The following is a 24,967-nucleotide window of genomic DNA, read 5'->3' on the forward strand; positions in this document are numbered from 1 at the left end:
TCACCTATTGGTTTAAATTTACGCGCCGTATTTGTCTAACAACTGAAGCAGAGCTGCTTCATCGAGCACCTCAACGCCCAGTTGCTCGGCTTTTGCAAGCTTGGAGCCCGCACCTGGGCCGGCCACCACAAACGCGGTTTTTTTCGACACACTGCCCGCTACCTTGGCGCCCAGGGCGCGCAGTTTATCCCCCGCTTCGTCGCGGGTCATGGCCTCTAAGGTGCCAGTGAGTACGCAGGTTTGCCCTGCTAGAGGCTGTTGCGCTGCTGCGGCTGACGCATCCGGGCTAGCGGCGGACTTTTCGGGCCAGTGCACGCCTAGCGCTTGTAGCCTTTGAATGATATCCAAGTTCTCGGGCTCAATAAAAAAGTCGCGCACAAAACGCGCCACTACCGGGCCGATATCATCGACCTCTTGCAATGCCTGTTCGTCGGCTTCGCTGAGCGCCTGTAAGGTGCCGAAGTGATCCGCCAAATTGCGCGCGGTGGCCTCGCCCACTTCGCGAATACCCAGGGCGTAGATAAAACGCTCGAAGCTGACCTGTTTGGATTTTTCCAGCGCGGCGATTAAGTTCTCGGCCGACTTGGGGCCCATGCGCTCAAGCTCGGCGACGGCTTGCGCCTCTAGGGTAAAGAGATCAGCTACCGTGGTAATCAAGCCCTTATCGACCAGCTGCTCCACCAGCTTATCGCCCAGGCCATCTACATCCATGGCTTTACGGGAGGCAAAGTGAATGATCGCCTCTTTGCGCTGGGCCGGGCAAATAAGGCCGCCCTCGCAGCGAATCGCCGCTTCGCCCGGCACTTGCACCGCCGGTGAGTCGCATATGGGGCAGCGCTCGGGAAATTCAATAAGTTGTGCGTCGGCCGGGCGGCGCTCTTGCACCACGCCGACAATTTGCGGAATAACATCGCCAGCACGGCGCACAATAACCGTATCGCCAACCCGCGCATCCAAACGGGCAATTTCATCGCGGTTGTGTAGGGTGGCATTGGAAACGGTGACGCCGCCCACAAACACGGGCTTTAAGCGCGCTACCGGGGTGATAGTACCCGTGCGTCCCACCTGAAATTCCACCGCTTGTAGCTCGGTCATCTCTTCCTGCGCGGGAAACTTAAAGGCGATAGCCCAACGCGGCGCGCGCGAGACAAAACCGAGCTTTTCCTGGGTGGCGATATCGTTGACTTTGAACACCACGCCATCAATTTCGTAGCTGAGTGAGGCGCGCTTTTCGCCCAGTTGACGATGGTACTCGATGCACTGCTCAATCGAACGGGCGGCAATCATTTCACGATTGATTTTAAAACCCCATTGATTCAGCAGATGCAGAATATCCGTGTGCCGGGGCGGCAGCTCCATCCCCTGATGCACGCCTACGCTGTAGGCGCATAGCTCTAACGGGCGTTTTGCCGTAATGCGTGAATCCAATTGGCGCAAGCTGCCAGCGGCGGCATTGCGCGGGTTAACAAACACCTTTTCGCCCGCCTCGGCGGCGCGCTTATTTAACGCCGCAAAGCCATCGCTGGGCATGTAAATTTCACCGCGCACTTCCAGCCGCGCGGGAAAGTTATCGCCGCGCAGTTGCAGTGGTACCGAGCGAATGGTGCGTACATTTTCGGTAATGTCTTCACCATTGGTGCCATCGCCACGGGTGGCCGCACGCACCAGCTTGCCCTGCTCATAGAGAATGCTGATGGCAATACCGTCGAGTTTAGGCTCGCAGGCGTATTCGATATCGGCGGTTGCTTTTAGCCGATCTTTAAGCCGCTGATCAAATGCCCTAAGGTCATCGTCGCTAAAGGCATTATCCAGCGACAGCATGGGCATTTCATGGCGCACAGAGACGAAGCTGTCCAGGGGCGCAGTGCCCACACGCTGGGTGGGCGAGTCGGCGCTGGCCAGTTCGGGGTATTGCTGCTCTAAACCCTTTAGCTCGCTTAACAGCCGGTCGTATTCAGCATCGGGAATGCTGGGTTCATCAAGGGCGTAGTAACGGTAGTTGTGGTCGTCGATTTGCTCGCGCAGCTGCTGCACACGGCTGCGCACTTTCGGGGAAACAGAGTCTTGCGACACTGGGTGCCTCGTCTTAATGTCGGGTAGAGGAATCAGGCGCCGGCGCGGGACAGCCGCTTACGCTCGTATTCGGCGATGCGCTGACGGCAGTGCTCCATGGTCTGGCGAGTCATTACACTGCGGTTTTCGTCTTTAAGTTCGCCGCCCAAGCCGTCGGCAATAGCCCAGGCGGTATCGCGCATAATATCGAAAGCTTTAATGCTATCGACCCGCAACGGCAGAGTCAGAAACAGACTGATACCCGGGGTTTGAAAGCTGGCCATATTGTCCAGATCAAAAGTGCCGGGCTTGACCATATTGGCAAGACTGAACAGTACCGGTCCCTCGCCATTTTCACGTGCGTGACGGTGGAATATATTCATCTCACCGTAGCGCATACCCACCTGCAGCAGAGCGTCTAACAGCATTTCGCCGGCGAACATCTGCCCTTCGCGAGCCATGACGTTAATAATAATAACTTCGTCTGGGGCAGCCGGTGGTGCTTCGCTGTCATTTTCCGAGTATACGGGTTCTGGCTCGGCGGCTGGCTCGTCCGGCTGTTCATCGATGGCCGAGAAAGATGGCTCCTGGCGGCTTTGCGGCTCGGCGTATGGGCTGCGGTTATGGGGCTGCTGCTCTTCCGGTTCGGTGGCACTGAAGCTAGGCTCCAGACGCTCTTCGTGGCGGGGCTCCGGGGTTTCGTTTTGCTCTTCTACCGACTCCATCAGCATGGGCACGGACTCATCCAGGTTCAGCGTGACCTGCTGCGGGATGGTGTCGCGCTCACGGCTGTGTTGGTGCTGCGCCGGTGTGGGGGTATCGAGAATTTCACGCTTGGCAACCACCCGCGCGCCGCCGTTGGGAAGCTCACTGGTGTAGGGCTCGTCATCGGGTTCAGGGGTGGATTCAAACTGCCGTGCGCGCTTGGAAACCCTGATACTGTCGCGTTTGGATGCGCGCATTCGGCGCCAGCCATCCAGCAGGATACCGACGATTAACAGAACGACTATGACCGTTAACCAATCTTTAAACATGATGCGTATTCCAATTCCCGAAAATTCGTTGATTACACGGCGGCCAGTTCGGCTGCCTCGTCGACGTCTACTGTTACCAGGCGGGATACACCCGGCTCATGCATAGTAACCCCCATCAACTGATGCGCCATTTCCATGGCGATCTTGTTGTGGGTGATATAAATAAATTGTACCTGGGCGGACATCTCTTCCACCATGCGCGCGTAGCGGCCCACGTTGGCATCGTCCAGCGGCGCGTCCACCTCATCCAGCATACAGAAAGGGGCCGGGTTGAGGCGGAAAATAGAAAATACCAGCGCAATCGCCGTAAGCGCTTTTTCCCCGCCGGACAACAGATGGATGGTGCTGTTACGTTTGCCCGGTGGGCGCGCCATAATCGCAATACCGGTATCGAGCATATCTTCGCCGGTGAGTTCCAGATACGCGTGCCCGCCGCCAAAGACTTTGGGGAACAGCTCCTGCAAGCCACCGTTCACCTGATCAAAGGTCTCTTTAAACCGGGTACGTGTTTCCCGGTCAATTTTCTTGATGGCGTTTTCCAGGGTTTCCAGCGCTTCCATTAAGTCTTCGTTTTGCGCATCCAGATAATTTTTGCGCTCGGACTCGGACTTGTACTCTTCGATGGCCGCCAGGTTAATGGCGCCCAAACGGGAAATCCGATTAGCCAGCTGTTCCAGCTCGGCTTCCAGCGGCGCCATTTGCGCATCTTCCGGAGTGTTATCCAGCAGTGTCTGCAAATCGAAATTGTCTTCTGCCAATTGCTCGGCCAGGGTGCGGCGCTGAACTTCAAAAGTTTGTGCCTGCAGGCGCTCTTGCTCAAGATGCGAGCGCACCGCCTGCACTTCCTGCTCGGCGCGGTTGCGCGACTGCTCTACTTCTCGCAGCTCGTGCTCCACCGCTTCCAGCGCACGGCGTGATTCGTTTAACTCTTCTTCCACACTGACGCGTTTGGCCAGCAGCGCTTCCAACTCCAGTTTGTTTTCTTCCGCCGGATCGCGGTTTTCCGCCATGGATTCGGCCAACTGTTCACGCCGCTCGGCAAGCCCCTCGCTTTGCTCCTGCAATCGAGCAATGCTCAGTTTGATGCTATCGATTTGCGTATTCAACGACGAGGCGCGCATTTGCAGCTCGTGCGCCTTGTCTTTATCGTGCCGTGCTTTTTGTCGCGCGCCGTCCAGCTTGCCGCGAATATCGTCGCGCCTTGCCAGCAGGTTTTCCCGCTCTTCGGTATCGGCCTCCATGGCTTCAATCGCGTCGCTCAGAATCACCCGAGCCTCGGCCAGTTGCTCGGCCTCCTGCTCCATCTGCTCGCGGGCTTCGCGAATTTCGCTCTCGAGTCGGGATTTACGCATGCCCAACTGTTCAATTTGCACCTGCTTAGCGCTGATGCTGGAGCGCAGCTCGCCGTGGCGGCTGTTGAGCCCGTCGAGTTCACGGCGCAGATTTTCGCGCTCTTGTTCTTGGGCTTTGATCGCTTCGCGGTTTTGCTCGCGCTTTTCCGATAACTCGTTGACCAGTGCCTCGGTGGTTTCGATCTCGGCGCTGAGCTCTTCGAGCTCTTGGCGGCGGGCAATCACACCGGCGCTGGCGTCAGTGTCGCGAGCAACTTTAATCCAGTGGGCGCTTAGCCAAATGCCATCGCGCGTGACCACTGTGTCGCCACCGGCCAGTTGCGTGCGCAGCGCCAGTGCCTGGCTGAGATCTTCCGCGACATGCACACCGGCCAACACCCCTGCGGCATCCCACTCGGCGCTGACGTAATCGGCCAACAGCGGGCCTTTACCCGAGGTTGCGGGGGCGGCTTTGGCGCTGGCATCAAGCAGAACCAGCTCACCCTGACTGAGGCTTTCTAAGGTGGCGGCCACTTGGTCTGTGCCGTCTACGCATACGGCCTGCAGAGTCGAACCCAGTACGGTCTCCAGGGCTTTATCCCAGCCGTCGCTGACACTGACTTGCTCGGCAAGGCGCGGCGCGTCGGTCAGTGATTGGCTTTCCAGCCACTGGGTGACAGCCTTGTTTTTCTCGCCCAGTGCTGCTTGCTGCAAGGCTTCGAGGGAGGCATGGCGGCCGCGCATGCTCTGCAACTTGCTGCGCGTGGTGTCCAGCTCATCGCCTATGTCTCGCCCGGCATTGCGCGCCTGCTCAAGCTCGTCCGACAGGCTCTCGCTGCGTTCGCGCCGAGTTTCCATATCCACTTCCAGCTCGGCCAGCTCTTCGCGGGCGATGGCCAGGTCTTCGTCCTCGACGGCATTTTCGCCCAGGCTTTTCTTTTCATCGTTGAGCTTTTCTACCCGTGACAGCAGCCGGGTTTGCACCTGCTCTAAATGCTGGATACGAGATTGCTGCACTTCGGCGCGCTGGCGCGGCTCGGCGGCGCGCTGGTTAAAGCTGTCCCAGTCGCTCTGCCAGGCTTGCATAAGCTCTTCGGCCTCGTGCAGTAGGTCGCCTGAGCTTTGCTCGGCTGCTTCAACCATTTCCAGTTCCGGCTCAATTTCCAGCAATTCGGCCTGCCATTGCTGTTCGCGATCGGTGTCTTGCTCTAACCGCTCGCGGGCTTCGCGAACTTCGCGCTCGGTGCGCTCAAGATCGGTTTGCAGCTGACGGTTGCGCTCTTCGGCGTGTTTGATGCTTTGTTCAATGCGCGCTATATCAGCGCCAATGGCGTAGTAGCGTCCCTGAACCTCGTGAAATCTATCCCCCAGCTCAGAATGCTGCGTGCGGTACTTTTCAATCTGGGTGTCTTTGTTCACCTGCCCGGTGACAAAGGACTCCATTTTCAGTTCCAGCTCGCGGATCGCATCCTGTTTGGCTTTCGCCTGCTGGTCGAGATCGCGGTACTTGAGCGCCTGCACCTGAGCCTTCAAGGTGCGCTCTTGCTTTTTATACTCGGTGTATTTTTCCGCCGCCTGAGCCTGGCGTTCGAGGCGCGCCAGCTGACGCTCCAGCTCGTCGCGAATATCGGTTAAGCGCTCCAGGTTCTCCTGAGTGCGGCGCATGCGGTTTTCGGTATCGCGGCGGCGCTCTTTGTATTTGGAAATGCCGGCGGCTTCTTCAATATACACCCGCAGCTCTTCAGGTTTGGCTTCAATCAAACGGGAGATCATGCCCTGTTCGATAATGGCGTAGCTGCGCGGCCCAAGGCCAGTGCCTAAAAAGATGTCGGTAATATCACGGCGACGACATTTGGCGCCGTTGAGAAAGTAAACGTTTTGCCCGTCGCGGCTGACACGACGCTTGATGGAGATTTCGGTAAACGCAGCGTACTCGCCCACCAGCGAGCCGTCGCTGTTGTCGAATACCAGTTCGATGGAAGCCTGACCCACCGGCTTACGACCGCCGGAGCCGTTGAAAATAACATCGGTCATGGATTCGCCGCGCAGGTTTTTGGCGGAGGATTCGCCCATTACCCAGCGTACAGCATCGATAATATTGGATTTGCCACAACCGTTGGGGCCTACCACAGCGCAGAGGTTACTGGGAAAGTTGACGGTTGTCGGGTCGACAAACGACTTAAAGCCCGCCAATTTAATACACTTTAACCGCATAGGTCCTTGTCACTCGTTATGTGCCTTGCCGGCGAATATTTTGCGACAAATGTCTGGTAAGCGCCTGTACTCTATGACGCTTTAAACGCCACGGGGCAGCTCATTTGCCCGGATAAAGCAAAGAATTCTACACATTTGCCGAGGGCATTACACCTGCCCGACCGGCGTTTGTGACAAGTTTTTTGCCACTTTGGCGGGAGCGCGGCGGCGACTGAACAGGATTTAACCAGTGTGCGCAATTAGCCGCCGCTTTACGCTTACTTAGGGTCTGACAGTGTCGATGGTGATGGTCAGCTCATCTGGCAGGTTTGCCATATCCACCGGCGCAATACTGCCCTCCAGATCGCCGCTTGCGGGCATTGCCTGACCCGAGCGGGATAACCTGGCCACCAGTTCCACCTGTGCATTCTTACTCAAGCGATCGACACTGGTCATGGCCATAGATTCATCCAGAGTAACCGAGGTGGGAAACTCACCCGCTGGGCCGCGGTAAACCGCCAGCGGCATGGGGCTGCCTTGGTATTCGCGGGCGAACACAAACAGCGTCGCGTTGGCCGGCGCTTGCAGACCCTGCCCCAAAGCAACGTCCACCGTAACTTGCCAGGCCGATGACTCTGCCGAGTTCTGCTCCGACGAGGTGCTGTCCGTTGAGTTCACCCCGGCCTCGGCGCGGGCGCGCTCTACCCCGGCCAGCAGCGCCTGACGGCCGGAGGCACCAGGTGGGGTTAAGTCGGCTGCGCGCTGCCAGTGCTTGGCGGCCTCGGCGAAGTTGCGTTGCTCGAAGGCGCGAATACCAGCCAGGCCAAGGGCGGTGGTATCGTCGGGATCAACCTCCAGAGCCCGGTCGGTAAGAAAGCTCACCTCATCGCTCATGCGGTTGCCCTGCCCCAGGAATATTACTTGCGCCAGCTCTGAAGCACTGCCCGGCTCATTGGGAGCGCGCTGATAGACCTCGCGATAACCTTGCTCGGCGAGCGCAAAGTCGCCCAGCTGGCTGGCGTAATTACCCAATAGATACCAGTACTGAGTATTGTCCGGGTGTTTTTGCAGCCGCGTTTGCACCCGCTCAATCAGCTGCCGGATGCGCTGGGGATCGGGCGACTGACCTGCCTGCATAGCGAGAAAATTTTCTTCCATCACCTGCCGCTGCAATTGATTGAAAGCAATATCGCCGCTAGAGCCACGGGCAAAGTACAGCAGCGCGGCAGCCACCAGACTTAGCAGGGCCACCATCACCAACAACCACTTGCCACCGCTGGTGTAGCTGGCAGCGACGGCATTTTGATCAGCAAGCAGGTTTTTCTTTGCTTCCAGTTGCAGCTTATCAAACTGGCTTTGATCGATATCGCCCGCGTCCAGTTGCTGAGCCAGCTCTTGCTCGTGCTCGCGGTACAGCGCGATGTTTTCTTGCAGACGATCTTTGCTGGAGGCAGTATTCGGCGTGCGGACAAACAGCGGCCAGATAACGCAGGCAACAGCCACCAAACAAAGCGCAATAGCGCCGATAATAAAAACAGTCATTCGGATTTCTCGCGGCGAGTAGACGATTCGGTTTTGCTCTGTTGGTTGCCGGTCTCGGCGTTAGTCGCCAACAGCGCGTCGATGCGAGCCTGCTCGGCGGCGGACAACCCCTGGTCGCCAACTGGATCCGCTTTTGCCCGCTTGCGCACCATTGCCACTACAACGCCCACACCCACCAGCAGCAACACCAGCGGGAATGCCCACAAGATCGCCGTAGAGGCGTCAAACGGAGGCCGATAGAGAATGTAGTTACCGTAGCGGCGCACCATTTCGTCGACAATTTCCTTGTCACTGCGCCCGGCCTGAATTTGCTCGTACACTTCGCGGCGCAAATCCCCTGCCTGCATCGACTCCGAGTCGGCTATGTTCTGATTTTGACACTGGGGACAGCGCAGCTCTTTACCAAATTGTTCGAATCGGGCGCGGTCCGCCGGATCGTCAAACTGATAAATTTCTTCCGCCTGCACCTGGGCAAAAAACAACAGAAAAACAAAAACTAAGCGTGTCATATTGACCTCGATTATCATCGACTGGCGAGTATACCGGTAGCCTTAACCCGGTGCGAGCCCGACGCCGATTGCTGAACGCTTTTTAACCTTCGCGCAAGCGGTAATAAAAAATTTAAAAAAGTGGTTGACCTCAGGCGGTTTATCATTAGAATACGCAGCTCTTGAACGGAGGGGTGGTTAGCTCAGCTGGGAGAGCATCGCCCTTACAAGGCGAGGGTCACAGGTTCGATCCCTGTACCACCCACCAATTCAAGACTGCGGACCGGTAGTTCAGCTGGTTAGAATGCCGGCCTGTCACGCCGGAGGTCGCGGGTTCGAGTCCCGTCCGGTCCGCCACTATTCAGAAAAGGCTCCACACTGTGGGGCCTTTTTTATGTCTGTTTAAAATGCCCATGTCGGTCGCGGACGGGACGATGAACCCGCGAAGCGGTGTTCGACAAAATGGCAGGATAGTCATTTTGCACAGCGCGGATGCGCTGCCCGTAGGGCGAGGGCCACGGACGGCCCGAGTGTTTCCCGTCCGGTCCGCCATACATACAAAAGAGCCCTCGCGAATGCGGGGGCTTTTTGTATGTATTGTGGTTCGTGATGGGCGAGAGCTCGCGTTCGGGTTCGACCAATTCGCCGGGAGCGAATTGGCACAGCGCGCATGCGCTGCCCGCAGGGCGAGGGCCAGGACGGCCCGAGTGCTTCCCGTCCAATCTCCTCCCCCTTGTATTTATCGCCTAACTCTACGGTCTCTGAAGCTTAAGCCCCCCTACTGCCCTTCCAACTCCCGATACATTGGCCCCAGCGTTTCACTCCACACTTTGTCGTTCACCACACCAATATGGCGGTAGTGGATTACTCCATCTCCACCGACAAGATAGGTTTCGGGCGCGCCAGTCACGCCCAGGTCTAACCCAAGACGCCCTTCGTCGTCGTAAACGCTGAACAAATACGGATTGTGCAAGTCGCGCAGCCATTTCTGCGCCGCACTGCGCTCGTCTTTGTAGTTGACGCCGATAATTCGAATGCCCTGCTCTGCCAATTTGTTCAGATAGGGGTGCTCTGCCTTACAGGCAAAACACCAGGTAGCCCAAACATTTAACAATACCGGCTGATCGCCAATATTAGCTTCGGTAACAAACTCATCGGCATTGGCCACTTTGCTCAAGCGAAACTCGGGCACGGGGTTGCCAATTAACGCCGAAGGCATGGCGCTGGGGTCGAGCCGCAGGCCCACATAAAACAGCGGCAACAGAATCAGTAAAATAATGAGCGGTAAAAATAATTTAAAACGCCCCATGCTTACGCCTCCTGCACTCTGGCGGCAACCTCAGGCGCCTGTTTTGGTACGCGCTTGCGGTAGCGTTTATCGATGACCGCAAGAATACCGCCCGCTGCCATTAACAAAGCGCCCAGCCAAATCCAGCGTACAAAACGCATATAGTGAATGCGAACGGCCCAACTTTCGGCATTGATCTTATCGCCCAAGGCAACATAAACATCGCGGAAAAAGCCCGGGTCTAATGCCACTTCAGTCATAATCTGGCCGCTGGCAAAATAGCGCCGCTTTTGCGGCTTGAGCACCTGAATCACCTTTTCGTTTTTACTCATCACCACCACGGCTTGATCGGCCATATAGTTGGGGCCGCGAACTTGCTCAAGTTTTTCCAAGGTAAATTGATAGCCGGCTACGGTGACCGGTTGATTGAGGTTCATACGGACTTTTTGCTCGTCGGCGTAGTGACTGTTTAGACACACACCGAGCACTGTAACCGCAATACCAAGATGCGCGGTAATCATGCCCCAATAACTTAAGCTCAGTTTACGCAGCCCATTTACCCTACCTTCGCTGGCGCGGCTTTTACGCCACAGATCAAACAGTGTGGCAAGCGCCACCCAGCTACCGACAAAGACTGCAAAGGCCATTGTCAGCGTAAAATCACCCAGCAGTATTGGTACGGCAATACCAATCAACACACTTGCAACGGCTGGTGCGAGCAAAACTCTGCCGACTTTTTTCGTATCGGTTCGCTTCCAGCGGCTTTCTGGGGCAATACCCATCAGGAGACAAATGATGGTGATAAATGGCAGGAAGGTCATATTGAAGTAAGGCGCACCTACCGAATATTTACCCAATTTAAGCGCATCGGCCACCAGCGGAAACAGAGTGCCAAACAGAACGGTAATCATGGCGATAACTAACAAAATATTGTTAGCCAACAGCAAAGTTTCCCGCGACAGTAATTTAAACCCGGGCGCACTTTTCACTACCGGCGCGCGCAGCGCAAACAGCAGTAGCGAGCCGCCGGCAACCACCGCAAGAAACACCAGAATAAACAAACCGCGCTCCGGGTCGTTGGCAAACGCGTGTACCGAAGTGAGCACGCCAGAACGCACCAGGAAGGTTCCCAACAAGCTTAGCGAAAACGCAAAAATAGCCAGCAGGATTGTCCAGCTTTTAAACAGGCCGCGTTTTTCGGTAACCGCCAATGAATGTATCAGTGCGGTTCCCACCAGCCAGGGCATAAACGAAGCGTTTTCCACCGGGTCCCAAAACCACCAGCCGCCCCAGCCGAGTTCGTAGTAAGCCCACCAGCTTCCTAAAGCAATGCCCACGGTTAAAAACGCCCAGGCTACGGTTGCCCAGGGGCGCGACCAGCGCGCCCAGGCGGTATCCAGTTTTCCGGTTAACAAGGCGGCAATGGCAAAAGCAAAAACACTGCTGAACCCTACATAGCCCATATACAGTAACGGCGGATGAAATATCAGCCCCGGATCTTGCAGCAGCGGGTTTAAATCGGCGCCCTCTTGCGGCGGCAGTGGCAAAATCCGATCAAAGGGGTTGGAGGTAAACAGAATAAACATCAAAAAGCCGGTGGCGACAAACCCCATCACCGCCAGCACCCGGGCTTGCATATCCAAAGGCAAAGAGCGGCTGAATACCGCGATGGCAAAGGTCCAGCCCGAGAGGATAAAAATCCACAACAGTAGTGAGCCTTCGTGACCACCCCAGATCGCACTGAGTTTATATTTAACCGGCATCAGCGAGTTGGAGTGATTGGCCACATAGGAAACGGAAAAATCGTCTTGCAAGAATGCCCAGCCCAGCACCACAAACGCTGCGCCAATCATTACAAGCTGCCCGGTGGCCAGTGACCTGGCCGACAACATTAAGGTTTGGTTTAAACGGTAGGCGCCCCACATGGGCAACACAAACAGCGCGGCGCTTAATACCAACGCCAGAATTAACGCCAGGTGACCTAACTCAGGAATCATATTTGGCCTCTTCGCAGGTAGCCTGATGTTTTTCGCCGTTATTCATGGCCTCAGCCACTTCGGGCGGCATATAGTTTTCATCGTGCTTGGCGAGAACCTGGTCGGCGTAAAAAATGTTGTCGTCGCGCCAGATGCCATTAACCACAGCGGCCTCACCCTCGGCAAACAGGTCGGGCAAGATGCCTTCGTAGTTAACAGTCAGCCGACCGGCAGGATCGACCAATTCAAATTGCACCTGAAGCGAATCTTCGTCGCGCACCACGCTGCCTGGCTGCACACAACCACCTGCGCGCAGGCGCACATCGCGCGGCACTTCATCGGTGCTGAATTTTGCCGGCGGGTAAAACAAGTTGATGTTCTCGCGCAGGGCAAACACCAAAAGCCCAATGGCAATGGACGACAGCACCACCAGGGCGAGCACTATAAATAAACGCTGTTTGCGGACTGGATGCATACTCTTCACTACTCGGTAACGGTTGGACGCTTATGGCGTTGTTGCTGATACTGCTTGAGAGCCAGCTGCTGGGCGATTTTCCGCTTTTGGTTTTTCTGCAGCCACAGCGGGTGCAGCAACAGCGCGGTTAAAATCACCAGAGCAATAACAGTACAGCTCCAAACATAAATGCCGTGGCCGTCCATGGCGGCGAACTCTGCAATAGAGGAAAATTTAAACTTGGGCATATTGGCTAATCTTTTGTATTCGCGGTTTGCTTGCTTACCAGTTCTGCCACCCATTTGGTTCTTGCCTCACGGGCAAGTATCTCCTGACGGGTGTATAGAATCAGCGACAAGGTATAGAAACAGTAATAGGCAAGAATGCACAGCAGCAGCGGATACAACATGCTTGGGTGAATGCTGCTGGAGCCGGTGAATTTAATGCTGGCTGGCTGATGCAGGCTGTACCACCAGTCGACCGATTTATAGATAATCGGCACATTTACCGTGCCCACCAACGCCAAAATAGCACAGGCTTTATCGGCGGCATCGCGCACTGGGTAGACCCGCCCGAGCATGATGATGCTGAGATACAAAAACAGCAGGATCAGCATAAAAATATTGCGCGCATCCCACTCCCAAAAAGTTCCCCAGGTAGGGTAGCCCCAGAGCGAACCGGTAATGAGCGTAAGGGCGGTGAACGCGGCGCCAATGTAAGCGGCCGACTGCATCACCATAAACGGCAGCTTCATTTTCCAGATTAATCCGATACCGCCGGCAATGGCCATGAGGTAATAACCGGCCAAGGACAATACCGCCGCCGGCATGTGAATATAAATTATGCGGTAGCTATTGCCCTGTTTGGCATCCACGGGGGCAAACGCCAGCCCCCAGCTCAAGCCAAGCAACAGCAATGCAATGCTAAGCGGTGCGAACCATGTCAGCCAGCGGCTGGTATTGTCGTAAAACCAGCGCGGCGAGCCCAATTTGTGAAACCATTGCCAAGCCAAAATTTATACCCTCGTTGTTATTGATTGGCGGATATTTTTAACGCGCCGGCAATGGCCGCCGGCATAACAATAAGCGCCATGGCTAACCCCGCGCCCAGCAGTGCCAGTTCACGCTGGTAACCAAAACCTGCCACAGCACTGCTGACGCAATTGGCGCCGATGATCAGCACAGGCAAGTACAGCGGCATGACTACCAAGGTTAGAATCAGGCCGCCGGAGTTCAGGCATACGGTCAGTGCCGCACCCAAGGCGCCAATCAGACTCATAATCGCGGTGCCCAATAGTAGGGATAACACCAGTGCAATGTAACCCCCGTCGGGCAATGCCAGCATTATTCCCAGCAGCGGCGAGATAAGCGCCAAAGGCAAACCGGTGGTGAGCCAATAAGCGGTCACCTTGCCAAGTACCGTGAGAAATAAAGGCTGGGCCGAAAGCTGGAACTGAACCAGGCTGCCGTCTTCATAATCACTGCGAAACAAGGAGTCCAGCGACAGCAAAGTCGCTAACAGCGCCATAATCCACAGCATACCCGGGGCGATACTGCCCAACAGCTGGCGGGAAGGATCAACCCCCAGGGGCAATAGCGTTATGGTGATCAGGTAAAACACCAGCGGATTAATCATGTCGCTGCGCTGGCGCCAAATCAGCTTGAGATCGCGCGATACGATAGTGCGCCAACTGCTACGAGCGACTTGCGGTAATTCAGACATAGGCATAGGCCTCATCTGGCTGAAATTCCGACAAATCGAGAGTGTTCAGGTCATCCAAAGCCAGCGCCTGGTGTGACGTAAGAATCGTGATGCCACCGCGCTCGGCGTGCTCGCGAAGCAGCTGCTGTAAGCGCCCCACCCCCTCTTTATCGATGGCGGTGAAAGGCTCATCCAGAATCCATAGCGGTGAATCGCTGAGATACAACTGAGCCAGCGCCACCCGCCGCTTTTGACCGGCCGACAAACTGCCACAACTGGTATCGTGGTAGGCTTCCAGATCAACTTGCGCCAGGGCGCTGGCAAGCGCGGCCGACGTAGGGCACTGGCCGCGCAACTGGGCCAACCATTGCACATTTTCGGCCACAGTTAAGGCCGCTTTTACCGGCGCCTGGTGGCCCAAATAAAACATGCTGCGGTAATAATCGCGGTTGCCGCTGATTGCCTCACCACCCCAGGTGATAGTGCCACTGCTGGGAGTCATCAGCCCGGCTAGCGTGTGCAGCAAGGTGGTTTTACCCGCGCCGTTAAAACCCAGCACCTGCAACACGCTGCCAGCACAACAGTTATACTGCAACTGAGTAAAAAGTACCCGGTCGTCCCGCACACAGGTCAGGTCATGTAGCCTAAGTTCGATCTGGGCTGGGTCTTGCCACTGCGACATCGGGACACTCAATGATTATGGCCTGCGGCCGAAAACAATTAGCCAATGGCCAAAGAAAACGTTGCGCGGCGATTATATAGCCACAAGCACTAAAAGTTTACCCAAATCCGGGTTAAATGACGTAAACAGCACCCCTACAGGACGAATATGCCGATAGATTTCACCCAGCTGTATACGGGAATGGGCGCAAAAACTGCCGCGCGCACTGCGGGTGCTAGCCCACAAGCCAATAGTGCGCTGGCTCAGCTGCGGCTGACACCGGGAGAGGCCGTCAGCGCCGAGGTGCTGAATGTAAAATCCATTAAACCCGAGCACCAGCAGTGGCTCAGCCGCGAGCAGCCGGCGAGTTTACCCCCCGCCAATACCAGGCCCGGCGACGCACGGGCCGCGTTGCGCTTAGCCACACTGCTGATAAAAGGCCAGAGTTTACCTGTCATCACACGCGAAGCTCTGCAGCCGGGGCAACAAGTTGCTGTAGCGTTAACCAGTAATCGCCAGCTCAGCCTCAGGCCAGAGACAAGCGCAGCGACGCCCCGGCCAGAATCCACGGGCAATAACCGTCCAGCAGTGGCGGCCGAGGTATTAAACCAGGCGCTACGGGAAATACTGCCGCGCCAGGCGGGCCCAAGTGTCGAGCCGCTCGCTGCAGCACTGGCCCGCGTGTTGCAAAAGCTACCGCAGCCTCCGGGCACGCAGCCGTTAACACAGTCGCTCCAGCAGCTCGCCAAAGCGCCTGTTGCATTGCGACCCGGGGTCCCACTTGAACCTGTGCAATTAAAATCGGCGCTGGAGCAGAGCGGCAGTTTATTCGAAAGGCATTTGGCAAACGCCAAAAGCAAAGGCCCGGAGGCGGTGCAGCAGGTAATCAGTACCGACCGCAAAGCCACCCTGCTCCATCTCGCCAAACAAGTGACTGCGCAATTACCCGCGGCGGCACAAGCAACAGCGCCTGGACTGAAAATTCCAGCGACACAGGCGGCCTTACGCCCCAGAGAAGCGGCCGACGTAGCGGCTATTGTGCGTCTGCTCTCAGCAGGCTCAAACGCTCAGGGCGTTAATAGCCATGGCGCCCAAGCGCAACTCTCCAGCCCCGTCAGTCCCACTGCAGTCAATCCCGCGCAGGGCAAAACACCAGCCGGCAGCTTACCTGCCGGCATGGATAGCTTGAGCATTAAAGGCGGCGAACTCAATTTAAGCCAGCTGTTACTAAACAGTCAGCATATCCCTCGCGAGACCTCCGAATCCAGAGCGCTGCGCACTCAATTACTGCTGCTCACCCATCAGCTGACGCTCAACAGTTTGGCCCGTATTCGCCAACAGCAATTGCAGCCCGAGGCCAGCCGCGCAAGAACCGGCGAAGCAGCGCCGGGGATCAATGTGCATTTTGAGCTGCCAATACGCTTAGATCAGGGGGTTTACCCGGCGAAAATCGCCATTCAGGAACAGCCCGAGCCCGGCGAAGAAAAACCATCAGCCCAAAAGGGTAAACGCTGGCAGGTGACCTTGGCGCTACAAACTCCAGAAGCCGGTGACATATACGCGCGCCTGGCCTACATCAATGCGAGTCTGGATATCGTCATCTGGGGCGAAAACCAGCAGCTACTGAAACAGGCCAAGACAAAATTTAGCGACTACCTAAAGCCGATGGCAGCGGCCGGACTTGAGGTGAACAGTGTACAGTTTCGCGAAGGCGTGCCAACCGCCGAAGGCAACACACTCGCTTACAATCTGGTGGATATCAGTACATGAGCAATACCGCTGAGCTACAGGAACTGCAAAAGGCCGTCGCCCTCTATTACGATGGCAAAAACAGCCCGGTCATTAGCGCCAAGGGTACCGGAGATCTGGCGGCGCAAATCATCGAACTGGCGCAGGAGTATGACGTTCCTCTGTGTGACAACCCATCTCTGGTGGACTTTTTGGTCACCTTGGAGCTCGGCGATGAAATTCCGGAAAAGCTTTATCTAGCCGTGGCCTACATTATTGCTTTTGCCTACGAGCTTAAAGGAGAAGCGCCACAGAGCTAACTACTGGCTACTCTGCGGCGGGTAGCGATACTGAATCAGGACATCGAATGCCTGATTATCAGAGTCGGTTAAATTGGAACGCCCGGCATAGCCGGAAAGGCGCTTGTCAGAGTCAAAAGCGAGATAGATGGGGTCGAGAAACATGGCGAAAAACCGATTGTTTAACTCCATTTTCAAATACGTATAGTTTGACTGACGTTGTGTAAAGGGTGTTGCAGCAAAATCCACCGTTATCGCGCGCAGGCTAATATTTTTTAACCGACCTGGAAAGGCAAACGAAAACTCCAACCCCTGCTCCAGCTCGGTGAAATGCTGCTGAATCATGGCGACAAACCCAGCATCAATTACTTGCCTTTCGGCAAGGTCCACCCGACCGCTTTCTTGCTCTCCTGCTGCCGACTTGCTTAAAGCAATCTCACCGTCGATATTTTTAGCCTCGAGAATCAGCTCAAATCTCAGATCCTCAAAGCGAAAGTCGGGAGCCGTTTCGCTGTTGCTATAGTTCAGGGTTTTACGAGCAATGAGTTCTTGTTCGGGAGAGAAATACAACACCCTATGGTGAGCGTTGCCATCATCGTAATATTGTTCGCGATAAACAAGCTCGTCGCGATCATCCAGCTTATAGGCCTCTCCGATAGCGTAAGGATCGCTTTCACCACGAGCGAATACGCTGAGAAGAAGAGCCGTTAAAAAAGCAAGCATATGCGCGAAGCGATACATACAATGACCTCAGGCTTTTGCAGCAACTTTCAGAGAATCCGTAATGGCTTTGTGCAGCGGCAAGACTGTCAGCCACAAGGCAGCGATCACCAGCGCCCCCACCGGGCCTAGGTAGCCCCAGCTTACCCCGCTTAAGGCGACGCCGGCACTGTAGGACAAAGCCGCTGCGACGGCGCCCAGCAGACTCGCCAACCAAAACCGCGAATAGATGATCCAGAGTGAGTGGCGTAGCGTCATGCCCAGCATAAACCACAGGCAAGCCAGCCATAGAGGTTGCAGCTCGGAGCTGTAGCGCAACACGTCTGCTTGCAACAGCGCAGTGTCGTGCACAAAGCCCAAAATCAAGGCGATAACTACCGCAAACATATCCTCTCGACGCTGCTTACTAAGATAAAAATGTAGCATTGCAAATACAAAGGTATAAGCTAATGCCCAGCCGAGCGGCGCGAGCAGGCAGATAAACCACCCAGCCTGAAAAGCCACCGCATTGGCGATGGTGAAACTGTAGTGATTAGCCATGACGATAATCGGGGCCCGCGAACAAAAACTGGCCCGTACCGATACTGCGTTCCACGAAACCACCCTCGCAATAACACAAGTAATATTCCCACAGACGAATAAAACGATCATCAAAGCCCTGCTCACGAACCTGGGGCAACTGCTGCAAGAAGCGCTCGCGCCAGCACTTCAAGGTTTTGGCGTAATCGAGGCCGATATCTTCAAAACTCAGCAGATTGAGCTTGGTCACATCGCCCATCAAGGCAAGCACTTTACTCACTGAGGGTAAACCACCGCCAGGGAAAATGTAGCGTTGAATAAAGTCCACTGAATTTTTTGCCATTTCATAACGCTGGTCGGCAATGGTAATGGCCTGGAGAAGCATCAATCCGTCGTCTTTTATTAATCCGGAGCAGACTTCGAAGTACTTGGGATAGTGCTCATAGCCCACGGCCTCGATCATCTCTACCGACACAAGCTTGTCGTATTGCCCCTGCAGATCGCGATAGTCATCGAACAGCAAAGTAATCTTGTCGTTTAGCCCCAGTGCGGCAACTTTTTGTTTGGCATACTCATACTGTTCCGCCGAAATGGTGGTGGTAGTCACCTTACAGCCGTAGTGCTGCGCCGCATAAATGGCCATTCCGCCCCACCCGGTGCCAATTTCCAACAAATGATCGGAAGGTTTCAGTTCGAGCTTTTCACAAATGGTGTGCAGCTTATGTTCGGCGGCTTGCTCAAGGCTCGCACTGGCATCGGGAAAAATAGCCGACGAGTACATTAACTTTTCATCCAAAAACAAAGAGAAAAAATCGTTACCCAAGTCATAGTGGGCACTGATATTACGCCGGGCACCCTCTTTTGAATTTCGTTTGAAATAGGCAAAAAGGCGCAAGATCATTTTACTCAGGCGCGACTGCCCCTGGTCCATTGCATCCAGCGCATCCATATTGCGCACAAATATACGCACCACACTGGTCAGATTAGGAGTCGACCAGTAGCCCGACATATAGGCCTCACCCGAGCCCACAGAGCCGGAGAAAGCCACATCGGCGTAGGCGGCTGGATCGTGAACATGAATATCCGCCACCAGCTCAGCGGATTGAGGCCGCTCACCAAAGGTGTAGCAATCATCATGTTCATGAATACGCAAACAGCCGTGCCGTAGTTTTTTCAGTGTTTTCAGCACCAGCTTCTTGGCCACCTGTTCGCGATAGCTAAAGGTCCTGGATCTGTGGGCGCTGAAGCCGGCGATACCTTTGCGTGTGGACGATTCAGTCACAATGTTTCTCCTCTGCCAAATCCGAGCCCGGGTGGTTGTACACTGGCACCCGCTTTAACCACAGTTTTAGTGCCTGCCAGTAAATAGCGATCGGCACTTTGATGCTATTGTAGGGTGTACGCCATAGAATGCGATTCAGATGTGCGGCACTCCATGATTCTTTGCTAAGCGTCAGGGTCGCGTCCATGTGCTTGACGCCCTGCTTGTGATTTTCCATGTGCACACTGAGCTTTTCACCCGGCCGGCTGCTAAACCAGTGATAATCCATTGCCAAGGGGTTAAACGGAGATACATGAAATTTCTTGGAAAATCTCACATCATTCGCTCTTTGTTTCTCATCCATTGGAACAAGATAACAATGCCGCTCATTCCAAGGGGTGTTATTCACCTCAGCAACAATCGCCATCAAACGGGAATTTTGATAAACGTAATAAAGACTGACAGGATTAAAACAAAACCCCCAGAGTCGCAAATTAGCCAACAAAAACACTTTGCAGGGAGCGTCGGTGTCGATCACAGCTTGCGCCTTCTGCAAAACCACGTCTTTTAAGTTCTGACTGACCGGCGCCATATAGTCCTCGCGGCGAAAGCAGCCAAGATTGCTTTTATTGAACGACCAAAGACGGCTTTGCGAAAACAGCTCTGGCAGAGCATCTAAGTCCATAAAAAATAAATGCTGCCGATAACTAAATTCATGCTTTTTAGGTGTGAAACGTCTATGCCTTACCCACCCGCTGTAAATAGCACTTTCAGGGTTTGGGGTGCTCACAGGGACACTCCAAAATCTTTCGCGACTCGCAGTGCAGACACCACGCCATCTTCGTGAAATCCATTGTGCCAGTAGGCGCCACAATAATGGGTATGGTTTTGTGCGCTAATCTCCCGCCAACGGGCTTTTGCTGCAACACTTTGCTGGGTAAAAACAGGGTGGGCGTAGTCGTACTCCCCGTATATTTTATTAGGGTCGATACGATCACCCGGGTTTACGGTAACGCAAAAGGTTTGCTCTGCCGCAAGCCTTTGCAATATGTTCATATTGTACGTCAGTAAGGTCGCATCATTATCATTCTTGGGGATACAGTAATTCCAGCTCGCCCAAGCACTATGGCGCTTTGGCAATAGCGATTGATCACTGTGCAAGACAACACGATTGTCTTTGTAGGGAATGCTGCCCAGTATCGAATTTTCTTGCGCGCTGGCATCACCTAGCATGGCGAGAGCCTGATCACTGTGGCAGGCGAACACGACTTCATCGAATTCATCGATACGGCCGTCCTGGTGCTGGATTAAAATGCGGTTGGCCTCGCGAGTAACCGTTTGAATGCGGGCATCGGTAACAATTGCGTCTTTAAACGGTTGAACTAATGGGGCCAGGTATGCGTGCGAGCCTCCCACTAAGGTATACCACTGAGGTTGATCGGTAATCGTAAGTAGACCGTGATTGTGGAAAAATCGAATAAAGAATTCCAGAGGCATTTGCGCCGCTGTTTCGGTGCCCGATGACCAAATCGCCGACACCATGGGAAACAGGTAGAAATTGATAAACTGGCTGCTGTAGCCCTCCCTTGCCACGAAATCCGCAAGCGTAAGGCTGGAATCAATCGCCTCGCGACGGAAGAGCTCGGTGCACTGGCGGTTAAATTTGACGATATCGGTAAGCATTTGCCAGTGCGTCGGCTTAAATACATTTCGCTTTTGCGCAAACAATCCCTGTATTGATGTGCCTGCATATTCATAACCGGTGGTTTCACAACTAACGCTGAAACCCATATCGGTCTTCTGCCCTGCCACACCCAGCTCTTGCATCAATTTAATAAAGTTTGGGTAGGTTCTGTCGTTGTAGACAATAAAACCGGTATCAATCCAGTAGTCACCCTCGTCCGTTGCTACCTTTTTGGTTGCTGTGTGACCGCCAATTTCGCTGGCTTTCTCGAACACAGTGACATTGTGATGCCGGCTGAGCAGATAAGCACAACAAAGTCCACTAACCCCCGCACCAATAACGGCGATATTCTTTTTCTGTTCACTCATTAAGTGCGCACCATTTTTTGCAGCAACTTTAGTTGGAGTCCGGTTGGCAAGCGGCCGATAATGCCCAACGCGCAAGACAGCTGCCAGGGAAACTTATACAGATAACGCCGCTGTGCAATGGCTTTTAGCACATGTGCGGCCGCTTCATCAGCCTCCATTAGAAAAGGCATAGAAAAGTTATTCTGCGCGGTTAAGGGTGTCTTAATAAACCCGGGCTTAATAATGGTGACATCAATACCCCGGCGGTAAACATCGACCCTAAGGCTGGACAAGAAATAGTCGACCGCTGCCTTAGAGGCACCATAAGCCTCTGCCCTGGACAGAGGAGCCTCGGTCACTAAGCTGGAGATACCGACAATGTGAGGAGCATTTTCTGAATCGGCCAAAAGCCCCATACAGGCATTGAGCACATTGATGGACCCTTGAAGGTTCACTTCAATGACACGCTTGCACAGCGCTGCCTCGACCTTACCCGGGTCCAGATATTCACAGGTACCCGCATTCAAAATCAGGGTATCGATTCCTTTTATCTGCGACGCGACACGCTCTACGCTTTCTATATCAGTGATGTCGGCTTTTAACGTTGTCAACTGCAGCCCGAATTGATTTTTCAAGCTTTCCAATGGGCTGACATCTCTCGCCACGGCGTAAACATCACAGCCCTGAGCCAAAAGCTGCTTAACACAGGCCAGCCCCAGGCCTTTGCTGCCACCGGTGATCAGCACGCGACGACCGGCTAACGGATGTGAACTCATAAACTGACCTCTTTGTCTTTCGCCTCGGCAAACCGCTCGATAGCTTGCTTGCGGCTGAGCTTTACATCAACCAGAGGCTTCGGGTAGCCCTCTGCGCCCTCGCCTCGGTGCACACCTTTAGCTTTGACGCCATTAAATTCTGGTAATTGCGAGCAAATGAACTCCGCCTTTGGGTCATAACGTTCAGATTGGGTAATAGGGTTCATGATGCGGAAATACGGCGCCGCATCGGTACCGGTTGAGGCACTCCACTGCCAACCACCGTTGTTCGCACAAAAGTCCGCATCAATTAACTGCTGCATAAAATAGCGTTCTCCCCAGCGCCAATCGATAGCCAGGTTTTTGCAAAGAAACATTGCCACAATCATGCGCAGACGGTTGTGCATCCAACCGGTTGTGTTTAGCTGCACCATCGCGGCATCAACAATGGGCACGCCAGTTTTTCCTTCACACCAGGCGTTGAAAACACTCTCTTTGTAACTCCAGCTGACCTGATCGGTATAGGCTTGAAGTGGCTTGTAGCGACATACCTCGGGGAACGCAGCCGCTACATGCATATAAAACTCACGCCAAATAAGCTCGTTGACCCATACGGAGATACCGGGGGCTGCACTCCAGTGCTCATCGCTGGCAAGGCTGGCAGCCGTTAGGCACTGTTTAGGGCTGAGGCTGCCAACCGCTAAGTAGGGTGAGAGGCCAGAGGTTCCGGCCATGGCGGGAAAGTCGCGGCGTTCATGATAGGTATGAATATCCTCGGCGCAGAATTTCTTCAGCTGCTTCAGCGCGGCCTGTTCACCCGGAGCCCAATAATCACTGAGTGGCTCCAGCTCAAGCCCCTTAAAACAATTCTCCAGCGCCGACTCGTCCACATTCCCCTTGCGGTTGCCCTTGGGCGGGGAATAAACGTCGAGCCGCATCTCGGCCACCAATTTTTTCCAGGCCTTACTAAACGGTGTAAACACCTTATAGGTATCGCCCTGCTGGGTATGAAGTGCTCCTGGCGGCACCAGACATCGGTCATGGTAGCGCTTGAAATCGATATCAGCTTTTTCGCAGGCGTGCTTGGTGGCGCGGTCGCGCTGAATCTCATCCAGCGGGTATTCGGCATTGCAGGTTACCTTGCCGATATTATGCTTTTGGCAGTGGTTCACAATCGCAGTGGGAATGTCTTTCGCTTTAGCGACGCGCAGTAAATCAAGTTTGATTCCACTGGCGGCCAGATCGATTTGCAACTCTCGTAGGGTCTCGCGCACAAACCACAACTTTCTCGCCCCCACCGGATGGGAGGTGATAAATTCGTCGCACAGTACATAGACTGCCTGCACCTGAGGTTTTGTGGCATCCTCCTGATCTTGCAACGCATAGTGAAGTGCGGGGTTGTCGTGGACACGCAGGTCGTTGCGAAACCAAACCAGTGAGTGCATCAGTGCTCCAAACGCTGACGAATTTTACGAACAATGGCACCGACTACAGGGACGTGTTCGTAGAGCATATTACCGAGATCGTAATAGTCGCGATGGCTAAAAATCTCGCGATTAGAATGCTGCAAATAGGAAACGCCCGGCACGCTGATTGACGCACCGGAGCTTAAGCGCGGATGAGAAAAAGTCATCACCCAAGTGAGACTGCTGTGGAATACATCGCCTTTGGGCTGGGTAACCACCTGCTCGAAGTGAAACTCACAAGCATTCAGACCTTCGGCCATAGCAGAAAAGTAAGATTTAAGCGCATCGCGACCGTTAATTTGTGTCACCGGATCGGTGAAAACGACATTGTCATGGTATAGAGAAACGATCTCGCCGATGCTCTCGCTGTTAAAGCTCTGATAACTGAGCATAAGGCGGTCGATCAGTGTGTTATCCGCGTTCATTTGCAACTACCCGATCAATAAATACTACGTAAAAGGTACGCTCAGAAGCCCGGTTCGGATCACTACACATTGCGTAAGCCCAGTTTCTCCGGGTGTGGTGACCAAAAGCTCTGGCGCTGTAAATAGGGGTCGTCCACTTTCAGCAAATGATGCTTTAGCAGAGTCATAGGCACCACAAGCGGTACATAGCCTAAGCGGTAGTTTTCAATCAAATCGCCCAGCTCGGCTTTTTCACTGGTATCCAGTTGATTCTTCAAATAACCGCGCAAGTGCATTAGCGCGTTCGTGTTACCTTTGCGAGTTGCCTTGTGCCCCAGGGCGTACATAAATTCGCCGATAAAATCATTGCAAATGTCATCAATAGGCCGGCTTTTCAAATTGGCCAATAATCGACCAATGGTTTTATAGCTCTCGGGATGATGAGCCATTACTTGGTATTTGTAACGCGAGTAAAAATCAATCAGGCCTTTTGCACTGGGTGATGGCTCAACATTAACTCGCCAATCGTAATACGCGTAAACACGAGTAATAAAATTTTCTCGCAAGCCGGCATCATTCAAGCGCCCCGCTTCTTCGACGGGCAGTAAGGGTAACTTATCAATAATTTGCTGAGCGTAAAGCCCGCGACCGTCTTTGTCTTTGGGGTAACCATTGGCGCCATAGCGTTTCATATCATACACACCGCAGCTGGGCGAGTTTTGCATGAAAATGTAGCCGCACAAATGGCTGAGTTCGCCGGCCATTTTGCGACCATAGTCTGCCAATGGCTCTGTCACATCGATACTGGGGTCGTCATTTTGTTGTACCCGTGTACCTTTATCAGTGGCCACCAGGCGGATGGGTTTACGCGGGGTACCCAACCCGATTGCCACTTCGGGGCAAACCGGGTAGTACTCGAAGTATTGGCTCAGCTGGTCGGTAATATAACGTGATCGCTTGTGCCCACCGTCGTAGCGCACTGTTTCGCCAAGCAAACACTGACTGACTCCTACGGGTATTTTTTCTAGCGCCATACTTAACTGCTCCACTGCCGGCTGCGAATA

At 54.3% G+C, this 24,967-nt stretch carries 23 protein-coding genes and 2 tRNA genes; 4 read left to right on the top strand and 21 right to left on the bottom strand.

All coding sequences use genetic code 11. From position 1 onward, the window contains the following. Positions 1–18: 18 nt before the first annotated feature. From ligA to NHM04_RS02500, 5 genes are all read right to left on the bottom strand, one after another. The gene (gene ligA, locus NHM04_RS02480; protein WP_254265476.1) at positions 19–2,073 is read right to left on the bottom strand and encodes an NAD-dependent DNA ligase LigA; all 2,055 of its coding nucleotides are present in this window, start codon (positions 2,071–2,073) and stop codon (positions 19–21) included. A gap of 32 nt (positions 2,074–2,105) precedes the next feature. Further along, positions 2,106–3,086, bottom strand: coding sequence for a cell division protein ZipA (gene zipA, locus NHM04_RS02485; RefSeq protein ID WP_254265477.1), 981 nt, complete (start codon positions 3,084–3,086; stop codon positions 2,106–2,108). Positions 3,087–3,118: 32 nt separating this feature from the next. After that, the gene (gene smc, locus NHM04_RS02490; RefSeq protein WP_254265478.1) at positions 3,119–6,631 is read right to left on the bottom strand and encodes a chromosome segregation protein SMC; all 3,513 of its coding nucleotides are present in this window, start codon (positions 6,629–6,631) and stop codon (positions 3,119–3,121) included. Positions 6,632–6,892: 261 nt separating this feature from the next. Continuing rightward, the gene (gene ccmI, locus NHM04_RS02495; RefSeq protein ID WP_254265479.1) at positions 6,893–8,152 is read right to left on the bottom strand and encodes a c-type cytochrome biogenesis protein CcmI; all 1,260 of its coding nucleotides are present in this window, start codon (positions 8,150–8,152) and stop codon (positions 6,893–6,895) included. Then, positions 8,149–8,661 carry a cytochrome c-type biogenesis protein gene (locus NHM04_RS02500; protein ID WP_254265480.1) on the bottom strand — a complete coding sequence of 171 codons (513 nt, stop codon included), beginning with the start codon at positions 8,659–8,661 and terminating at the stop codon, positions 8,149–8,151. Before NHM04_RS02500 ends, ccmI begins: the two co-directional genes overlap by 4 nt. Positions 8,662–8,832: 171 nt before the next feature. Between NHM04_RS02500 and NHM04_RS02505 the strand changes: the two genes are divergently transcribed. Then, positions 8,833–8,908: transfer RNA gene (locus NHM04_RS02505), tRNA-Val, on the top strand. A 12-nt stretch (positions 8,909–8,920) separates the two neighbouring features. Then, positions 8,921–8,997 (top strand) — tRNA-Asp (locus tag NHM04_RS02510). Between the two features lie 421 nt (positions 8,998–9,418). Here NHM04_RS02510 and NHM04_RS02515 read toward each other — a convergent pair. The 7 genes from NHM04_RS02515 to ccmA are packed head-to-tail and all read right to left on the bottom strand — an operon-like array spanning position 9,419 to position 14,741. Continuing rightward, a complete protein-coding gene (locus NHM04_RS02515; RefSeq protein WP_254265481.1) occupies positions 9,419–9,949 on the bottom strand; it encodes a DsbE family thiol:disulfide interchange protein in 531 nt (176 codons plus the stop codon). A gap of 2 nt (positions 9,950–9,951) precedes the next feature. Then, complete coding sequence (locus tag NHM04_RS02520; protein ID WP_254265482.1) at positions 9,952–11,925, bottom strand: heme lyase CcmF/NrfE family subunit; 1,974 nt, start codon at positions 11,923–11,925, stop codon at positions 9,952–9,954. Next, positions 11,915–12,379, bottom strand: coding sequence for a cytochrome c maturation protein CcmE (gene ccmE, locus NHM04_RS02525; protein WP_254265483.1), 465 nt, complete (start codon positions 12,377–12,379; stop codon positions 11,915–11,917). The genes NHM04_RS02520 and ccmE overlap by 11 nt, the downstream gene beginning before the upstream one ends. Positions 12,380–12,387: 8 nt before the next feature. Next, the gene (ccmD, locus tag NHM04_RS02530) at positions 12,388–12,606 is read right to left on the bottom strand and encodes a heme exporter protein CcmD (RefSeq protein WP_254265484.1); all 219 of its coding nucleotides are present in this window, start codon (positions 12,604–12,606) and stop codon (positions 12,388–12,390) included. A gap of 5 nt (positions 12,607–12,611) precedes the next feature. Next, positions 12,612–13,370 carry a heme ABC transporter permease CcmC gene (gene ccmC / locus NHM04_RS02535; protein ID WP_254265485.1) on the bottom strand — a complete coding sequence of 253 codons (759 nt, stop codon included), beginning with the start codon at positions 13,368–13,370 and terminating at the stop codon, positions 12,612–12,614. 17 nt (positions 13,371–13,387) lie between these two features. Next, entirely contained in the window at positions 13,388–14,080 is a 693-nt protein-coding gene (gene ccmB, locus NHM04_RS02540) for a heme exporter protein CcmB (RefSeq protein WP_254265486.1), read from the bottom strand. Next, on the bottom strand, positions 14,073–14,741 hold the full coding sequence (ccmA, locus tag NHM04_RS02545; RefSeq protein ID WP_254265487.1) for a cytochrome c biogenesis heme-transporting ATPase CcmA: 669 nt from the start codon (positions 14,739–14,741) through the stop codon (positions 14,073–14,075). Before ccmA ends, ccmB begins: the two co-directional genes overlap by 8 nt. A 147-nt stretch (positions 14,742–14,888) precedes the next feature. Here ccmA and NHM04_RS02550 point away from each other — a divergent pair, with 147 nt between their 5' ends. Together NHM04_RS02550 and NHM04_RS02555 are read left to right on the top strand one after the other, a co-directional pair. Further along, positions 14,889–16,490 (top strand): hypothetical protein, encoded by a 1,602-nt coding sequence (locus NHM04_RS02550; protein ID WP_254265488.1) that lies wholly within the window; start codon positions 14,889–14,891, stop codon positions 16,488–16,490. Next, the gene (locus NHM04_RS02555) at positions 16,487–16,768 is read left to right on the top strand and encodes an EscU/YscU/HrcU family type III secretion system export apparatus switch protein (protein WP_254265489.1); all 282 of its coding nucleotides are present in this window, start codon (positions 16,487–16,489) and stop codon (positions 16,766–16,768) included. Before NHM04_RS02550 ends, NHM04_RS02555 begins: the two co-directional genes overlap by 4 nt. On the opposite strand, the gene NHM04_RS02560 is transcribed toward NHM04_RS02555, so the two are convergent. From NHM04_RS02560 to NHM04_RS02600, 9 genes are all read right to left on the bottom strand, one after another. Then, complete coding sequence (locus NHM04_RS02560) at positions 16,769–17,488, bottom strand: hypothetical protein (RefSeq protein ID WP_254265490.1); 720 nt, start codon at positions 17,486–17,488, stop codon at positions 16,769–16,771. Positions 17,489–17,497: 9 nt separating this feature from the next. After that, complete coding sequence (locus NHM04_RS02565; protein WP_254265491.1) at positions 17,498–18,007, bottom strand: DUF2878 domain-containing protein; 510 nt, start codon at positions 18,005–18,007, stop codon at positions 17,498–17,500. Next, positions 18,000–19,268, bottom strand: a complete 1,269-nt coding sequence (locus NHM04_RS02570; RefSeq protein WP_254265492.1) for a cyclopropane-fatty-acyl-phospholipid synthase family protein — start codon at positions 19,266–19,268, stop codon at positions 18,000–18,002. The genes NHM04_RS02565 and NHM04_RS02570 overlap by 8 nt, the downstream gene beginning before the upstream one ends. After that, complete coding sequence (locus NHM04_RS02575) at positions 19,261–20,037, bottom strand: DUF1365 domain-containing protein (RefSeq protein ID WP_254265493.1); 777 nt, start codon at positions 20,035–20,037, stop codon at positions 19,261–19,263. The genes NHM04_RS02570 and NHM04_RS02575 overlap by 8 nt, the downstream gene beginning before the upstream one ends. After that, positions 20,034–21,299 carry an NAD(P)/FAD-dependent oxidoreductase gene (locus NHM04_RS02580; RefSeq protein ID WP_254265494.1) on the bottom strand — a complete coding sequence of 422 codons (1,266 nt, stop codon included), beginning with the start codon at positions 21,297–21,299 and terminating at the stop codon, positions 20,034–20,036. Before NHM04_RS02580 ends, NHM04_RS02575 begins: the two co-directional genes overlap by 4 nt. Then, on the bottom strand, positions 21,299–22,054 hold the full coding sequence (locus NHM04_RS02585; protein WP_254265495.1) for an SDR family oxidoreductase: 756 nt from the start codon (positions 22,052–22,054) through the stop codon (positions 21,299–21,301). Before NHM04_RS02585 ends, NHM04_RS02580 begins: the two co-directional genes overlap by 1 nt. Beyond that, positions 22,051–23,478: a deoxyribodipyrimidine photo-lyase gene (locus NHM04_RS02590; protein WP_254265496.1), complete on the bottom strand. Its 1,428-nt coding sequence runs from the start codon at positions 23,476–23,478 to the stop codon at positions 22,051–22,053. Before NHM04_RS02590 ends, NHM04_RS02585 begins: the two co-directional genes overlap by 4 nt. Then, positions 23,478–23,924, bottom strand: coding sequence for a nuclear transport factor 2 family protein (locus NHM04_RS02595; RefSeq protein WP_254265497.1), 447 nt, complete (start codon positions 23,922–23,924; stop codon positions 23,478–23,480). The genes NHM04_RS02590 and NHM04_RS02595 overlap by 1 nt, the downstream gene beginning before the upstream one ends. 62 nt (positions 23,925–23,986) lie before the next feature. After that, positions 23,987–24,937, bottom strand: a complete 951-nt coding sequence (locus NHM04_RS02600) for a DUF523 and DUF1722 domain-containing protein (RefSeq protein ID WP_254265498.1) — start codon at positions 24,935–24,937, stop codon at positions 23,987–23,989. Positions 24,938–24,967 lie beyond the last annotated feature (30 nt).

The organism is Gilvimarinus sp. DA14, assembly GCF_024204685.1.
Taxonomy (GTDB): domain Bacteria; phylum Pseudomonadota; class Gammaproteobacteria; order Pseudomonadales; family Cellvibrionaceae; genus Gilvimarinus.

Bases quoted from the DNA above. Each gene is read 5' to 3' on its own strand.
- ccmB (WP_254265486.1), bottom strand. From the start codon at position 14,080: ATGTCTGAATTACCGCAAGTCGCTCGTAGCAGTTGGCGCACTATCGTA.
- NHM04_RS02580 (WP_254265494.1), bottom strand. From the start codon at position 21,299: ATGAGTGAACAGAAAAAGAATATCGCCGTTATTGGTGCGGGGGTTAGT.
- NHM04_RS02515 (WP_254265481.1), bottom strand. From the start codon at position 9,949: ATGGGGCGTTTTAAATTATTTTTACCGCTCATTATTTTACTGATTCTG.
- ccmA (WP_254265487.1), bottom strand. From the start codon at position 14,741: ATGTCGCAGTGGCAAGACCCAGCCCAGATCGAACTTAGGCTACATGAC.
- NHM04_RS02500 (WP_254265480.1), bottom strand. From the start codon at position 8,661: ATGACACGCTTAGTTTTTGTTTTTCTGTTGTTTTTTGCCCAGGTGCAG.
- NHM04_RS02565 (WP_254265491.1), bottom strand. From the start codon at position 18,007: ATGGCTAATCACTACAGTTTCACCATCGCCAATGCGGTGGCTTTTCAG.
- smc (WP_254265478.1), bottom strand. From the start codon at position 6,631: ATGCGGTTAAAGTGTATTAAATTGGCGGGCTTTAAGTCGTTTGTCGAC.
- ccmI (WP_254265479.1), bottom strand. From the start codon at position 8,152: ATGACTGTTTTTATTATCGGCGCTATTGCGCTTTGTTTGGTGGCTGTT.
- ccmD (WP_254265484.1), bottom strand. From the start codon at position 12,606: ATGCCCAAGTTTAAATTTTCCTCTATTGCAGAGTTCGCCGCCATGGAC.
- NHM04_RS02590 (WP_254265496.1), bottom strand. From the start codon at position 23,478: ATGCACTCACTGGTTTGGTTTCGCAACGACCTGCGTGTCCACGACAAC.
- ccmE (WP_254265483.1), bottom strand. From the start codon at position 12,379: ATGCATCCAGTCCGCAAACAGCGTTTATTTATAGTGCTCGCCCTGGTG.
- NHM04_RS02595 (WP_254265497.1), bottom strand. From the start codon at position 23,924: ATGAACGCGGATAACACACTGATCGACCGCCTTATGCTCAGTTATCAG.
- NHM04_RS02555 (WP_254265489.1), top strand. From the start codon at position 16,487: ATGAGCAATACCGCTGAGCTACAGGAACTGCAAAAGGCCGTCGCCCTC.
- NHM04_RS02560 (WP_254265490.1), bottom strand. From the start codon at position 17,488: ATGTATCGCTTCGCGCATATGCTTGCTTTTTTAACGGCTCTTCTTCTC.
- NHM04_RS02585 (WP_254265495.1), bottom strand. From the start codon at position 22,054: ATGAGTTCACATCCGTTAGCCGGTCGTCGCGTGCTGATCACCGGTGGC.
- NHM04_RS02520 (WP_254265482.1), bottom strand. From the start codon at position 11,925: ATGATTCCTGAGTTAGGTCACCTGGCGTTAATTCTGGCGTTGGTATTA.
- NHM04_RS02550 (WP_254265488.1), top strand. From the start codon at position 14,889: ATGCCGATAGATTTCACCCAGCTGTATACGGGAATGGGCGCAAAAACT.
- NHM04_RS02600 (WP_254265498.1), bottom strand. From the start codon at position 24,937: ATGGCGCTAGAAAAAATACCCGTAGGAGTCAGTCAGTGTTTGCTTGGC.
- zipA (WP_254265477.1), bottom strand. From the start codon at position 3,086: ATGTTTAAAGATTGGTTAACGGTCATAGTCGTTCTGTTAATCGTCGGT.